11 protein-coding genes and 2 pseudogenes are annotated in these 12,953 nt (G+C 73.4%); 9 read left to right on the top strand and 4 right to left on the bottom strand.

Features of this window, described 5'->3' with window-relative positions:
- Positions 1 to 14 precede the first annotated feature (14 nt).
- Positions 15 to 3,257: an ATP-binding protein gene (locus OG393_RS31265; RefSeq protein ID WP_327378062.1), complete on the bottom strand. Its 3,243-nt coding sequence runs from the start codon at positions 3,255 to 3,257 to the stop codon at positions 15 to 17.
- 108 nt (positions 3,258 to 3,365) lie between these two features.
- Positions 3,366 to 3,776, bottom strand: coding sequence for an ACT domain-containing protein (locus OG393_RS31260; protein WP_327378061.1), 411 nt, complete (start codon positions 3,774 to 3,776; stop codon positions 3,366 to 3,368).
- 410 nt (positions 3,777 to 4,186) lie between these two features.
- Between OG393_RS31260 and OG393_RS31255 the strand changes: the two are divergent.
- From OG393_RS31255 to OG393_RS31230, 6 genes and pseudogenes are all read left to right on the top strand, one after another.
- Positions 4,187 to 4,276, top strand: a pseudogene (locus tag OG393_RS31255) (transcriptional regulator); the annotation flags it as partial.
- A 104-nt stretch (positions 4,277 to 4,380) separates the two neighbouring features.
- Complete coding sequence (locus tag OG393_RS31250; RefSeq protein WP_327378606.1) at positions 4,381 to 6,036, top strand: SulP family inorganic anion transporter; 1,656 nt, start codon at positions 4,381 to 4,383, stop codon at positions 6,034 to 6,036.
- 114 nt (positions 6,037 to 6,150) lie between these two features.
- Positions 6,151 to 6,270, top strand: a pseudogene (locus OG393_RS31245) (ATP-binding protein); the annotation flags it as partial.
- Positions 6,271 to 6,286: 16 nt separating this feature from the next.
- Entirely contained in the window at positions 6,287 to 6,697 is a 411-nt protein-coding gene (locus OG393_RS31240) for an STAS domain-containing protein (protein WP_327378060.1), read from the top strand.
- A 47-nt stretch (positions 6,698 to 6,744) separates the two neighbouring features.
- Positions 6,745 to 6,966, top strand: a complete 222-nt coding sequence (locus OG393_RS31235; protein WP_327378059.1) for an alkylphosphonate utilization protein — start codon at positions 6,745 to 6,747, stop codon at positions 6,964 to 6,966.
- A 172-nt stretch (positions 6,967 to 7,138) separates the two neighbouring features.
- Complete coding sequence (locus OG393_RS31230; protein ID WP_327378058.1) at positions 7,139 to 7,495, top strand: ArsR/SmtB family transcription factor; 357 nt, start codon at positions 7,139 to 7,141, stop codon at positions 7,493 to 7,495.
- A 395-nt stretch (positions 7,496 to 7,890) separates the two neighbouring features.
- Here the strand turns inward: OG393_RS31230 and OG393_RS31225 are convergent, their stop codons facing one another.
- Together OG393_RS31225 and OG393_RS31220 are read right to left on the bottom strand one after the other, a co-directional pair.
- Entirely contained in the window at positions 7,891 to 8,289 is a 399-nt protein-coding gene (locus OG393_RS31225; protein ID WP_327378057.1) for a hypothetical protein, read from the bottom strand.
- A 217-nt stretch (positions 8,290 to 8,506) separates the two neighbouring features.
- Complete coding sequence (locus OG393_RS31220) at positions 8,507 to 10,333, bottom strand: glycoside hydrolase family 15 protein (RefSeq protein WP_327378056.1); 1,827 nt, start codon at positions 10,331 to 10,333, stop codon at positions 8,507 to 8,509.
- Positions 10,334 to 10,561: 228 nt separating this feature from the next.
- Between OG393_RS31220 and OG393_RS31215 the strand changes: the two genes are divergently transcribed.
- The 3 genes from OG393_RS31215 to OG393_RS31205 all read left to right on the top strand — a co-directional run bounded on the left by OG393_RS31215 (position 10,562) and on the right by OG393_RS31205 (position 12,952).
- Positions 10,562 to 11,329, top strand: a complete 768-nt coding sequence (locus OG393_RS31215) for a glycosyltransferase (protein WP_327378055.1) — start codon at positions 10,562 to 10,564, stop codon at positions 11,327 to 11,329.
- Between the two features lie 491 nt (positions 11,330 to 11,820).
- Positions 11,821 to 12,018: a hypothetical protein gene (locus tag OG393_RS31210; protein WP_327378054.1), complete on the top strand. Its 198-nt coding sequence runs from the start codon at positions 11,821 to 11,823 to the stop codon at positions 12,016 to 12,018.
- Positions 12,019 to 12,190: 172 nt separating this feature from the next.
- Complete coding sequence (locus OG393_RS31205) at positions 12,191 to 12,952, top strand: glycosyltransferase (protein WP_327378053.1); 762 nt, start codon at positions 12,191 to 12,193, stop codon at positions 12,950 to 12,952.
- Position 12,953 lies beyond the last annotated feature (1 nt).

Here is a 12,953-nt window from a genome sequence, read left to right as displayed (position 1 = left end):
TGACGGGTCCGTCGTCAGCCGTGCGGGACGCCTTCCAGGGGCTCGCGCCCGGTATGCCGCAGCGCCTGGTCGAGGCCCGCCCGGTCCGTGCCGAGCTTGCGGTAGACGGCGGACAACAACAGGGTGACGGCGGCGTGGTCGGTGTCCAGAGCCGCTGCCGCGTCCTCGCCACGGACGGTGAGGTCGGCGGCGTCGCGCTCACGCGCGGTGAGCGCGTCGGTGCCCGCCGGGCGCAGGGTGCGGGGCCGGAGCCCGGCGGCGGCCAGCTCGGCCCTCGCCTCCTCGCCGAGGCCGTCCGCGCCGCAGCTCTGGGCCTCCTCCAGGCCGCGGTAGAGGTACTCGGCGGCCTCCTGGGTGCGTCCGGTACGGCGCAGGGCGGCACCCAGGCCGACCAGGGACCGGGCCAGCTCGTACGCGGCGGGTGACCGCTCCAGCCAGTCGACCGACTCCTCCAGCAGCTTCAGACGCTCGCTGCCCCCGACGACCTCGGCGGTGACGCGGAGCGCCTGGCCGATCGCGGAGGGCGCACCGTACTGGCGGGCGCGTTCCACGGCGTCGAGGGCGGTTTCCCTCGCCCGGTCGGGGGTGTCCCGGACCTCGGCGAGGGCGAGGTGGAGCTGCCAGGGGCACCAGGCCGGGTTACGCATGCCGCGCGGGTCGAGCCGGCGGCCGACCGAGGCCAGCTCGGCGGCGGCCTCGTCGGTGCGGCCCACGGCCAGCAGCAGTTCGGCGTGGACGGTCTGCGAGTCGGGGAAGGTGACGGCGGCGGGGAAGGGCTCGCCGAAGTCGTGGGTCAGGGCGACCTGCTCGGCCTCGCCCACCCGGCCCCGGGCGAGCAGTACCTCGATCATGACGCCGACCGCGTACCAGTGGGCGGGCGTGCGGGGGCCTACGCGTTCGGCGAGGCGGAGCCCGGCGCGCACGAAGTCCTCTGCCTCGACGAGACGGCCGCGCCGGTAGCGGATGTACGCGAGGAGGGTGTAGGCGAAGGAGAGGTGGGCGCCGCGCCAGCCCTGGCGTTCGAACTCGGCGGTGCCGGCCGCGAAGAGGTCCTCGGCGCGGCCGGGCCTGTCGGCGTAGAGGAAGGTCAGCGCGACAAGGACCGGGACCTCGAAGCCTCGGCTGTCGTCGGCCCAGCTCAGGCCGCCTTCCAGGGCCCGCTCGGCATGAGCGACGCCGACCGCGCAGGGTTCGGCTCGCAGGGTGGCGTCCCAGGCGCGCAGGCCGATGACGTAGCGCTCGGTGAGGTCGCGGCCGGTGAGACGGTCGGCGAGCCGGGCCAGCCGGCGGGAGCGGGCAGGCGAGTCGGGTTCGTCGGCGCGGAAGGCGTCCCACATGAACTTCTCGGACTGCATGCGCAGCCGGCTGCGGGCGTCGGTGGTGAGCCGGGACTCCCGGGCGAGGAGTTCGGACGCCTCGACCAGCCGGTCGCTGTGGGCGAGGACCTGGGAGAGCCGGTAGACGATGCCGTGGCGCAGCGCCGGATCGGAGACGGACTCCTCCAGGGCGGCCCGGAGGTGGTTGACGGTGGTGGCGGGTTCGGTGAGCAGGGAGGCGCTGCCGAGCTCGAAGAGGACCGCGGCGCGTTCCTCGTGGGAGGGCGGTTCGCGCAGCGCGCGGGCGAGGTACCGGCGAGCCGTGTCGGGTGCGCCGGCGCGGAGGGTCTCGCGGGCGGCGGCCCGGAGTTTCCCGACGACCCAGGGGTCGCCCTCGGGGTGGGTCTCCAGGAGGTGGCGGGCGGCCGCCGTGGGGCCCAGCCCCGCGTCGACGACACACCAGGCGGCTTGCCCGTGCAGGGCGACGCGGGTGGCGGCGGGGATGGCCCGGTAGACGGCGGTGGCGATCAGCGGGTGGACGAACTCGAGGGTCTCGGAGCCCGCGAGGATGCGGGCGTCGCGGAGGCGTTCGGCGCTGTCGGCGACGGCTTCGCCGCCGAGTCCGGCGACCGCGCCGGCGAGTTGCGGGGAGATCTCCGTGCCGAGGACGGCGCAGGCCCAGGCGAGGCGGACGGTGGCGGTGCCGAGCCGTTCGAGCCGGAAGATGAGGCCGCTGCCCTTGACCGCGGCGGCCAGGTCGCGCAGTCGGGGCGCGCCTTCGGCGGTGGGCGTGAGTCCGAGGTCCCGGATCTTGGCCGCGAGCTCGACGGCCTCGAAGGGGTTGCCGGAGGTGACGGCCCAGCATTCGCGGCAGAAGGCGTCGTCCGCGTGGACGCCGACGGCGTCGCGGACGAGCTCGGCGACCGCTCCGGAGGTCAGCGGTTCGAGTCCGAGGGGGCGTTGCCCCGAGCGCCTTCCGGTGAACTCCTCCCCAGCTTCCGGAAGTTCGTCGGGCCGGTAGGCGACCACCAGAAGCAGGGGAAGGGTCTCGGCACGTGGCGCGAAGGCGGAGAGCCAGCCGAGGGATTCCTGGTCGGCCCAGTGGGCGTCGTCCAGCACGACGACGACCGGTGCGCGCCGGACGGCGAGGTGGGTGAGGACCCAGTCCAGACCGTCGCGCAGGCCCTGGGGGTCCGGCGGGGCGCCGGCAGCGGCCGTGCACAGGCCGAGGGCGGGGCCGACGATGTCGTACCAACCTCCCAGCCGACGGCGGAGTTCGGTGTCGGACGCGGCGGCGAGCTGGGGCTGGAGAAGCTGCCGGGCCACGTGGAAGGCGACCCGCTGTTCCTGGTCTCCGCCGCGCGCGGAGAGCACGGTGCACCCCTTGGCGACGGCGCGGCGGCGGATCTCGGCGAGCAGGGTCGTCTTGCCGAGTCCGCCGGGGGCCGCGTAGGCGAGCACTCCCCCGCGGGGGCTTCGCGGGCCGGAGAAGCCCCGGGCCCAGGGGCGACCCCGCGATGCCGGGCGATCCGCCGGCCCGGTCGCCCGCTCCCGGCGGGCCGCCCGGTCGGACAGGGTGACGGCGGGGGGCTCTCCCGGGCCGGTGACGGCGGGGGGCTCTTCCGGGCCGGTGACGATGTGCAGGGCTCGGCCGTGTTGCGGGCGTGCCGGCCGCCGGCCACGCGCCGCCGTGTCCCGTGGCCGCGGTACGGGTGGATCGGCGTGGCCGTCGTCCGGGTCCTGCTCGGTCGAGACCCGCTCGACCGGGACCTGTTCGTCCGGCTCCCGTTCGTCGGGATCGGGCTCGGGCCCCGGCGGCCCGGGGGCGTCGTCCCTCAGACCGGTCAGTTGGTTCAACGCCTCCTCGGCAGCCGCGAGTTCCGCCTCGCGCTCGAAGAGACCCGGATTCCCGCGGCTGATCCTGCCGCCGTATCGCTCCATGCTCCACCCCCACACCGGGGGCGCACGCCCGGCGCGCGGACGAATGCGGCCGGGCCTCGTGGCCCCGCGAAAAGCTCAGCGTACGCCCGGATGCGCTCTGTGTGACCATCAATCGACAGACCGGGTGGAACCCCTCGAAAGAGCCTCCAGCGCGGTCAGCGCCTCCTGGGCGCGTCCGTGCTCGACGAAGAGGTGGTCGTGGTGGAATCCCGCCACGACGTTGCAGCTCAGACCGGCGTCCGCGAGCGCGCGGGAGACGGCCGCCGTCAGACCCACCGCGTCGAGTGCGGAATGAACCCGCAGGGTGATCCAGCCGGCCACGTAGTCGTAGGGCAGGGCGGCCCTGTCGGCATCCTGCTGGGCGACGACCAGGGTGAGCCCCTCGGGCTCCCGCACGGTGACGAGCGGGGTGACGTCCGGCGGGACCGGCCCGGTCACCGTGGTGAAGACATAACGCCCGGGGTCGAGTTCCGGGCTCATCCCGGCAAGCAGCCGGGTCAGGTCACGTTCTGCGCTCATGATCACCAATGTAGGGGCTCGGGCTCCGCCCGGCGGGGTCCGGTGCCGCCGCCGCACCGGAGCGCGTCGCGCGGGGTCGCCGGTGAGGGTGCGGGGGTGCCGCGCGCCGGGGACCACCAAGGGGGCGCACGTCGGATGTCGCGCGCCCCGCACGGACGGCCGACCGGTGCGGGGCCGGACCGTGGGACCCCGGGCGCGCGGGGAAGCGAACCGGCGGCCCCTCCCCCGCGCGCCGACCGCGCCGCGCGAGGGCCAGGTCAGGGCGCTCACGCACCGATGACGGATAGCGAAATCCTTGAATTGCATAAGTCTGCAATTTCATAGATGCTGTGATTGCTGTGTCCGTAGGTAGCCGCGGGCACAGCACCAGGCATGCGCCCCGCTCGGGGTGGCGAGAAGGGTGCGAGACGGTGCCGGTTCCGCTGTACCAGGCCAAGGCCGAGTTCTTCCGGATGCTCGGGCACCCGGTGCGGACAGGCGTTCTGGAGCTGCTGGAGGAACTGCGCGAATCCGAGGTACCCGCCTCGTGAGCGTGAACTCCGCGCTGACGGCCGTGCTCGGCCGGGTCCGCTCCGTGCTGCCGGCCCGGGCCGACTACGCGGTCATGGCCCGCAGCCCTCGCCGGGATCTCCTCGCCGGGCTCACCGTGGCGATCGTCGCCCTTCCCCTCGCCCTCGGATTCGGAGTCTCCTCCGGTCTGGGCGCGGAGGCGGGACTGGCCACCGCCGTGGTCGCGGGCGCGCTCGCCGCCTTGTTCGGCGGGTCGAACCTCCAGGTGTCCGGCCCGACCGGTGCGATGACCGTGGTCCTGGTGCCGATCGTCGCCCAGTACGGGCCCGGCGGCGTCCTCACCGTGGGCCTGACGGCCGGCGTGCTCCTGATCTGCCTGGCCCTGCTGAAGGCCGGGCAGTACATGCGGTACGTGCCGGCGCCGGTGGTGGAGGGCTTCACCCTCGGGATCGCGTGCGTGATCGGACTCCAGCAGGTACCGAACGCGCTCGGGGTCGAGAAGCCCGAGGGCGAGAAAGTCCTGCTGGTGGCGTGGCGGGCACTCGTGGACTTCGTGGCCTTCCCGAACTGGACGGCGATCGGCCTCTCGCTGGGTGTCGCGGCGGTGATGCTGGCCGGAGCGCGTTGGAAGCCGACGATCCCGTTCTCGATCGTCGCGGTCATCGCCGCCACCGTGACCACGCAGCTCTTCCACCTCGACGCGGCGGCCCCGATCGGCGACCTTCCCTCCGGGCTCCCCGCCCCCTCCCTCGACTTCCTCGACGCTTCCGCGCTCGGCTCGCTGCTGGCCCCGGCGGTCGCGGTCGCGGCGCTCGCCGCGCTGGAGTCGCTGCTGTCGGCGACCGTGGCGGACGGGATGACGGTGGGCCAGAAGCACGACCCGGACAAGGAACTGTTCGGGCAGGGACTCGCCAATCTCGCGGCCCCGCTGTTCGGCGGCGTCCCCGCCACCGCCGCCATCGCGCGGACCGCGGTCAACGTTCGCAGTGGCGCCTCCTCACGACTCGCCGCGCTCACCCACGCGGCGGTACTCGCGGTGATCGTGTTCGCCGCCGCCCCCCTGGTCTCGAAGATCCCCCTCGCCGCCCTGGCCGGCGTTCTGCTGGCGACGGCGATCCGCATGGTCGAGGTCGGCTCGCTCAGAGCCATGGCGAAGGCCACCCGCTCGGATGCCGTCGTCCTCGTCCTGACCGCCGCCGGCACCCTGATCCTCGACCTCGTCTACGCGGTCGTCATCGGCCTCGTCGTCGCCGGAGCGCTCGCCTTGAAGGCAGTGGCGGGGCAGGCCCGGATGGAACAGGTCGACTTCCGCCCGGACCTGCCCGGCGAACACGGCGACGAGGAACACGCCCTGCTCGCCGAGTACATCGTTGCCTACCGCATCGACGGCCCCCTCTTCTTCGCCGGCGCCCACCGGTTCCTCCTCGAACTCTCCGAGGTCGCCGACGTGAGAGTGGTCATCCTGCGCATGTCGAGGGTGACCACCCTGGACGCCACCGGCGCCCTCGTCCTCAAGGACGCCGTGGAGAAGCTGAACCGGCGCGGCATCGTCGTGATGGCCTCCGGTATCCGGCCCGGCCAGCGCCAAGCCCTCGACGCGGTCGGCGCCCTGGAGCCGCTGCGCCTGCGAGGCCGGGAGTACGCCACCACCCCCGAGGCGATCGCCGGCGCCCGTGAACACCTGGAGCAGGCCGGCCTGCTGGCCCGTACGCACCACCGCCCGCACCGCATCCGGAGGGCCGCACGATGACCGCCCCCGCCGACCGCCGCATGATCGAGGTCTCCGACACCGAGGCCCTGTGACTCCTCGAAGGCTCCGCCCGAGACCGCCTCGTCCACATCCAGCGGGAACCGGCCGTCGTCCGCCCCGGGGAGCGGCCTGGCCACGGTGGTGGAGATGACGATGGAGCTCGGCGGCACCGCCGTCTTGCGGCCGGACGCGGACGGGCGAGGCAAGGCCGTCTGGATCACCCTTCCCCTGTGAAGCAAAGGAGCTGACGATGACAATCGAATGGCGTTACACCACCCGCCGCGACCTGGGAGTACTGTCCCTGGCCGGATATCTCGGCGCGGACGCCGCCGGCCGGTTCACCGGCGCCGTCGGCTGGGCGCTCGCGCGGGGCACCGGCCCGGTCATCCTCGACCTGACCGGCCTGCTGGGCTGGTCGGCCGACGGACAGATCGCCGTCACCCAGGCCACCCGCCGCCTCGCCGAGAGCGGACGCCGGCTCGAGCTCGCCGCGATACCCGCGGACGGCTCCCTTGTACCGGACGCCACCTGCCCGCACGTCCCCGTCCACTGCGACCTCGCCGCTGCCCTGGCCGCCCACGGCGCCCAGGGCACCGTCAAGCAGTGGACCACCGACGACTGGCCCACCCCGCGGTCCCCCGAGGCACCCGTCAGGCCCTGAGACCAGCACCACCACCCACGAGAACACCGACGAAGGACACCGGCACCATGAGCGACATCATCGTCAAGGACACCAACGGCACCGTCCTGGAGGACGGGGACTCGGTCACCCTGATCAAGGATCTGAAGGTCAAGGGCACCTCCGAGACCCTCAAGCGCGGCACCCTGGTCAAGAACATCCGCCTCACCGCCCGCCCGGGCGAGGTCGAGTGCAACACCAAGAAGGTCAAGGGCCTGGTCCTGCGGACCGAGTTCCTCAAAAGGGCCTGACCGGCGAAGGAACCGCTCCGGGGGAACGTCACCAAGGCCGCCCGCCGGGTCCCGCGAGTTGCAGGGATCTGCAATTGTGGAGGTCGCAAGGCGTGAGCAGGGGCGAACGGATGCCTCTCCGAAGGAACGGTTTCGGGTGGATGAGATGGGCAGTCACGACGGAGGTACCCAGGTGAGCACACCGCTGTACCAGCTGAAGGCGGAATTCTTCAGGACGCTGGGGCACCCGGTCCGCATCCGGGTCCTGGAACTCCTGTCCGTACGCGAGCACGCGGTCGCCGAGATGCTGCCCGAGGTGGGGGTGGAGGCCGCCAGCCTTTCCCAGCAGCTGGCCGTCCTACGCAAGGCGAACCTGGTGGTCACCCGCCGGGAGGGGTCGAACGTGTACTACAGCGTGACCCACCCCCAGATCGCCGAGCTCCTGCGGGTCGCCCGCGGCATTCTCTCCGGCGTCCTGGAAGGGCAGGCCGAGCTGCTGGCCGACCTCCGCGCCACCAGCCACACCTCGTCTTACAGCCGGAGATCTTGAGGGTCGGTGATCGGCGGGGTCGGCCGGTGGGCAGCCCAGGGTTTGAGGTGGCGGGGCAGCGGGTCGTCCCAGACCGAGCCGTTCAACAGCCACTGCGTCCGATCCGGCGTCACATGCCCGGCCCGCTGGAACAACCGCCCCCACGCATCGGTCGGCTCGGACAGTTCCCCGTCCCAGCCGGCTCTCTGCTCAGCCGTCACATCCGTCGTCCCCGCCCGGTCGACGAGGATGACAGGACACCGTCACAAGATCTCCGGCTTGGTACCAGACCGGAGAGACGGGTGGTTCAACATGGTGGGCCGCTACTCCTTCCAGCTGCCGGAGCTGCCAGGGGCCTGCGGCCCCAGCGTGGGCCGCGGGCCACGGACGAGGGGTGAACCAGCTTCGAGCGGCCGTCAGCCGCTGTGCCCGTCAGATGCGGGTTCAGATTGGGGAGCCCGCTGGAGGAGGCGGTCACCGATCGCGTGGACGACGGCGAGGCCGATGACCAAGATGGCGCCGTCGGCGAGGATCTCGAAGCCGCGGTGCTCGGCCTCGGTGGCGACTTGGCCGGGGGCGGCGAGGACGAGGGCGAAGGTGTGGAGGCCGTACATCAGCCAGTACCGGTCAGCCTGGGTGAGCGCCGCCACGAACGCGGCGGTGGCGATGACCGAGGTGACCCAGGCGGAGGGGGCGAGGACCGCGACCGGCAGGGCCGCTGCGATGCCGACCGCGGTACCGATCGCCTTGCCTCTGATGCGGTCGCGCTTTCCCATGACGATGTACAGGACCAGGATGAGGATCGGCTCCGGCACCCGGTAGGGCTCGGTCCAGTCGAGCGGCGACCCCGAGCGCGGCGCCCGCCCCGAGGGCGACGGCGAACAGCACCGCCACGACGGCCGCGACCGCCGGCGGGCGTTTGTCCCCTTCGACGACGGGGGCTGCGCCGAAGCGGCGGGCGATCACGATGCCGTAGCCCACGCCGAGGGCGGCCATTCCCTGACGCGGCACTCGCGCCGGGGTGGGAGGTGATCAGGCGAGGGCGGCACGGCGGGCGGGGGTGCGTTCGCGGCGCCGTGTCCCGTCCAGGACGAAGGCGGCGTCGACGAGGGCGACGTGGCTCAGCGCCTGCGGCATGTTGCCCAGCTGGCGGCCGGCGGCCGGGTCCCATTCCTCGGCGAGGAGGCCGACGTCGTTGCGTACGTCCAGGACCCGCTCGAAGACGGTCCGGGCCTCGCCCGGCCGGCCGGTGACGGCGAGGGCGTCGGCGTACCAGAAGGTGCACGCGAGGAAGGCGCCTTCGGCTCCGCCCAGGCCGTCGATCTCGTGCACCTCGCCGTTGGACACCTCGTCGTAGCGCCGCAGGAAACCGCGGTCCCGCAGTCCCGCCATGGCGTGGACCGTGCCGAGCACCCGGGGGTCGGAAGGGGGCAGGAAGCCGAGGCGCGGAATCAGCAGGGCGGTGGCGTCGACGCGACGGCTGCCGTAGTACTGTGTGAAGGATCCGCGCTCCTCGCTCCATCCGAACTGGCATATTTCCGCGCGGAGTTCGGCGCGCAGTGCCTGCCAACGGCGGACCGATCCGCGCAGTCCCGCGACCCTGGCGAGCCGCAGGGCACGGTCGGCGGCGACCCAGGCCATGATCTTGGAGTGGACGAACTGACGTCGCGGACCCCGGACTTCCCAGATGCCCTCGTCGGGTTCGCGCCAGTGTTTGTCGACGTACTCCAGAAGCGCGGCCATCAGACTCCAGACCTGTCCGTCGATGGCGACGCCGGCCCGGACGGCGGAGTAGAGGGTGTTCACGACCTCGCCGTAGATGTCGAGCTGGAACTGACCCACGGCCGCGTTTCCGAACCTGACGGGCTGTGAGTTCTCGTACCCCGGGAGCCAGTCGGCGTGGGTCTCCGGCAGCCGGCGCTGTCCGGCGACACCGTAGAGGGGCTGGAGGTCGGCCGGATCCCCGGCCACGGTACGCACCAGCCAGTCGTGCCAGGCGAGGGCCTCCCGACGGTATCCGCTGCGCAGCAGGCAGGACAGGGTGAACGTGGAGTCGCGCAGCCAGCAGAAGCGGTAGTCCCAGTTGCGCCGGCCACCGAGGCACTCGGGCAGCGAGGTGGTGGCGGCGGCGATGACACCGCCGGTCGGCTCGTAGGTGAGGGCCTTGAGCACGACGAGCGAGCGGATGACGGCCTCGCGGGCGGGACCCTCGTAGCGCAGGCCCGCGGCCCAGTCGTTCCAGTGGGCGAGTGTCCGGTCGAGAGCGGCGGGGGCGTCGGGCGCGGGCGGCGCGGGCAGATGGGAGGGGTGCCAGCCAAGGGCGAAGGTGACACGCTCGCCCGCCGTGACGGGGAAGGCGAAGGCGGTACGGTCGGCGGTGACGACGGGCTCGCCCGCACCGGGACCGCAGTGCAGGCGGGTCGCGTCCGGGCCGGCCACCGAGGCCACGGTGCGCCGGTCGATCCGGTGGGTCCAGGGCACGACATGCCCGTGGTCGAAGCGCACGGTCAACTCGCCCCGCATGTCGACGCGTCCGGCGATTCCCTCGACGACCCGGACGATCAGCGGGCCGCCCTGACGCGGCGGCATGAAGTCGGTCACCCGGACCGTACCGGTCACGGACTCCCAGACGGTGTCGAGGACGAGGGTGTCGCCGCAGTAACTGCGGCGGCTGCATCGCCGGTTGCCGTCCGGGGCGAGTGCCCAGTGGCCGTGACCGCCGTCGCCGAGAAGGGACGCGAAGCATGCGGGCGAGTCGAAACGCGGTACGCACCACCAGTCGATCGAGCCGTTCCGCCCGACAAGGGCGGCAGTCTCCAGGTCGCCGATGAGGGCGTAGTCCTCAATTCGCCCTGCCATGAACGGATTGTATTCCCGCACGCCGGGGCCCGCAGAAGCGGGCGGGCAGACCGCCGCGCGGCACACGCGGCGCGGGGTCCGCCACCTGGCTGGCACGGCCGGGTGGCGGGACGATGGATTCACGGCGCTCCGTATGATCCCGCGGCCGCGGGCCTCCGGGCGTCCCTTGACCGGCCGGCGAACCCGGCCGATCATGAAAAGCGTCCGCGGAACCCCGGAGGACGAGCGATGAGCGGCACGAGTCCCACGAGCGGCGAACCGCACCCGATGCGCCGCGCCACGGACCACGACCCGCCGGGCAACGCTCGAACGGCGAGCCTGGTGGTGGCGGTGCGGCCGGACGACCCCGACGCGGAGTGGCTGCTCGCCCGGCTGCCGCCCGCCGTGGGCGAGGTCGTGCTGGTCGGGGCCGGTGCGGACGGCCTCGAGCGCACCCCGCGCGGGGTCCCGGTACGTCGGCTGGGTCCCTGGGACTGCGCGGCCGGCGAGGTCCCGCACCGCGGGCTGCTGGCCGCGACCGGCGACCACGTCGTCCTCATCGGCGGCGACGGCAGCATGTCGCCCGCCGAGATCCCGCACTATCTGCACTACCTCGACAGCGGATTCGACTTCGTCAAGGGGTCGCGCTTCATCGCCGGCGGGGACACGGCGTCCTACCCGCTGGTCCGGCGACTCGGGCACCAGGCGCTGCTGCGGCTCGCCCGACAGCTGTACGGGCAGCGGCTGACCGATCTCTGGTACGGGTTCTGCGCCTTCCGCCGGGAGTTCCTCGACCTGCTCGGCCTGCGCGAGGACGGCGTGGAACTCGGCGCCGAACTCGTCACGCACGCCCTGCACTACGGCCTGCGCATCGCGGAGGTCCCGAGCCTGGAACTCCCGCGCCGCCACGGGCCGTCGCACTCCCGCACGATCCGTGACGGCAGCCGGGTGCTGCGGACCCTGGTCACCGAGCGCCCGCGCAACACGCTGCACCGTTTTGCCGCAGGCAGCGGTTGACGGGGTCGAAAACGGGTGATAGGGCTGGAAGTCAGGCATTGCACACGGCAGTGCGTCCCAGACCCTCGGCAGGGTCGGTTGTCGGAAATGGCGCGTCATGACCTTCCTCCCCATCGACCGAGCGCCGGTGCCACCCGCACCGCATCCGCTGCGACGGGTGACCGACTGGCCGGCCGCCGAGCGCCGCCGTTCCCCGGGCGGGAGTCCCCGCCGCACCTCATCCCATCCGGCCCGGCGCGCCTCCGACCGGCTGCGGGAGGCCGACCGGCGCTGCCGCCGACGGGCCGAGTCCCGTCGGCCCCGGGGCGCCGCCCGCCGCAGGCGCTCCCGTCCCGTACGGACCCGGACCGCGGGCGGCCGACGGCGTTCGGCGGGCCCGTCGGGCCCAGGTCCGAGCGCCGGGCGGGGCGGCGGAGACCGGCCAGGGGCGGGCCAGGGTGAGCACTCCCCCGGTGGGTGGGGAGACCGATCACGCGCATGGGGTCCGTCGCATGCCGTCCGGTGTCCCGTCGGCGCGGCTCGCCCGCTCCCCGGCCACCCGAGCCCTGTCGCACCCGGCCACGACCACCCGGGACGTGCCGACCTCGGCCGTGGCCACCCCGACGGTGCCCGCGCGTACCGTGGCCACCCCGGCCATGGCCGCCCGTGCCGTCGGGGCGGACGGCCGCCCGGCTGCCCGGAGCCCCTGAGGACCCCCACCGCACGCGGCCCCCGGAGGGACCTGACGAGCGCCGCCACCACCCGGCTCCCGGTCCTGGCCGGACCACGGGTGCGGACACCTGAGCCCGCCGTGCTTCCCCGCATCCCCCGTACCCCCGCGCGAGCCGTGTGCCGCGCCCGCCCCCGAGGAGGCGAGGCGCGATGACGCACGTCGACGCGCATGCCACACTCCCCCGCTCGCTCACCCGGCCCCCGGTCGAACTCGAGCTGGTCATCCCGGCCTTCAACGAGCGCGAACGGCTGCCCGCCACCGTCGCCGGTGCCCTGCGGTTCCTCGCCCGCCGCCCCTGGTCCTCCGCCGTGGTCGTGGTCGACAACAACAGTGTGGACGGCACCCCCGACTGCCTCGACCGGTTCGCCGCCTCCGCCATGGGACGCTCCGTGGGTCTCCACGTCATCGGCTGCGGAGACCGGGGGAAGGGCGCCGCCGTGCGGCGAGGCATCGAGACCTCCGCCGCCCGCTACGTCGGCTACGCAGACGCCGACAACGCCACCCCCATCGAGACCCTCGACCCCGTCATGGCCCTGCTGCGCGCGGGCCACGGAGCCGTGATCGCCTCCCGGCACGCGCCCGGCGCGCACCTCACCGTCGAGCAGCCGAGGCTGCGCCGCGGTGGCGGCGCGGTCTTCCGCGCCCTCGCCCGGCTGACGCTGCCGGACGTCGCCGACACCCAGTGCGGCTTCAAGTTCTTCCCCGGCCCGCTCGGCCGGGAGATCGTCCACGACTGCCACGTCGACGGCTTCGCCTTCGACGTCGAACTGCTCGCCCGTGTCGTCAAGGCCGGACACGACGTCGTGGAGGTGCCGGTCGACTGGACCGACCAGGAGGGGTCGACGTTCTCCGCACGGCGCGACGGACTGCGGTCCATGACGGACCTGCTGCGCATCTCCCTGACCAGGTGAC

The sequence above is a fragment of the Streptomyces sp. NBC_01216 genome (assembly GCF_035994945.1).
Classification (GTDB): Bacteria; Actinomycetota; Actinomycetes; order Streptomycetales; family Streptomycetaceae; genus Streptomyces.
Note: the sequence above shows the minus strand (reverse complement) of the source record. Positions and strands in the feature narration are given on the sequence as shown.

Bases quoted from the DNA above. Each gene is read 5' to 3' on its own strand.
- OG393_RS31265 (WP_327378062.1), bottom strand. From the start codon at position 3,257: ATGGAGCGATACGGCGGCAGGATCAGCCGCGGGAATCCGGGTCTCTTC.
- OG393_RS31260 (WP_327378061.1), bottom strand. From the start codon at position 3,776: ATGAGCGCAGAACGTGACCTGACCCGGCTGCTTGCCGGGATGAGCCCG.
- OG393_RS31250 (WP_327378606.1), top strand. From the start codon at position 4,381: ATGGCCCGCAGCCCTCGCCGGGATCTCCTCGCCGGGCTCACCGTGGCG.
- OG393_RS31240 (WP_327378060.1), top strand. From the start codon at position 6,287: ATGACAATCGAATGGCGTTACACCACCCGCCGCGACCTGGGAGTACTG.
- OG393_RS31235 (WP_327378059.1), top strand. From the start codon at position 6,745: ATGAGCGACATCATCGTCAAGGACACCAACGGCACCGTCCTGGAGGAC.
- OG393_RS31220 (WP_327378056.1), bottom strand. From the start codon at position 10,333: ATGGCAGGGCGAATTGAGGACTACGCCCTCATCGGCGACCTGGAGACT.
- OG393_RS31215 (WP_327378055.1), top strand. From the start codon at position 10,562: ATGAGCGGCACGAGTCCCACGAGCGGCGAACCGCACCCGATGCGCCGC.
- OG393_RS31210 (WP_327378054.1), top strand. From the start codon at position 11,821: ATGCCGTCCGGTGTCCCGTCGGCGCGGCTCGCCCGCTCCCCGGCCACC.
- OG393_RS31205 (WP_327378053.1), top strand. From the start codon at position 12,191: ATGACGCACGTCGACGCGCATGCCACACTCCCCCGCTCGCTCACCCGG.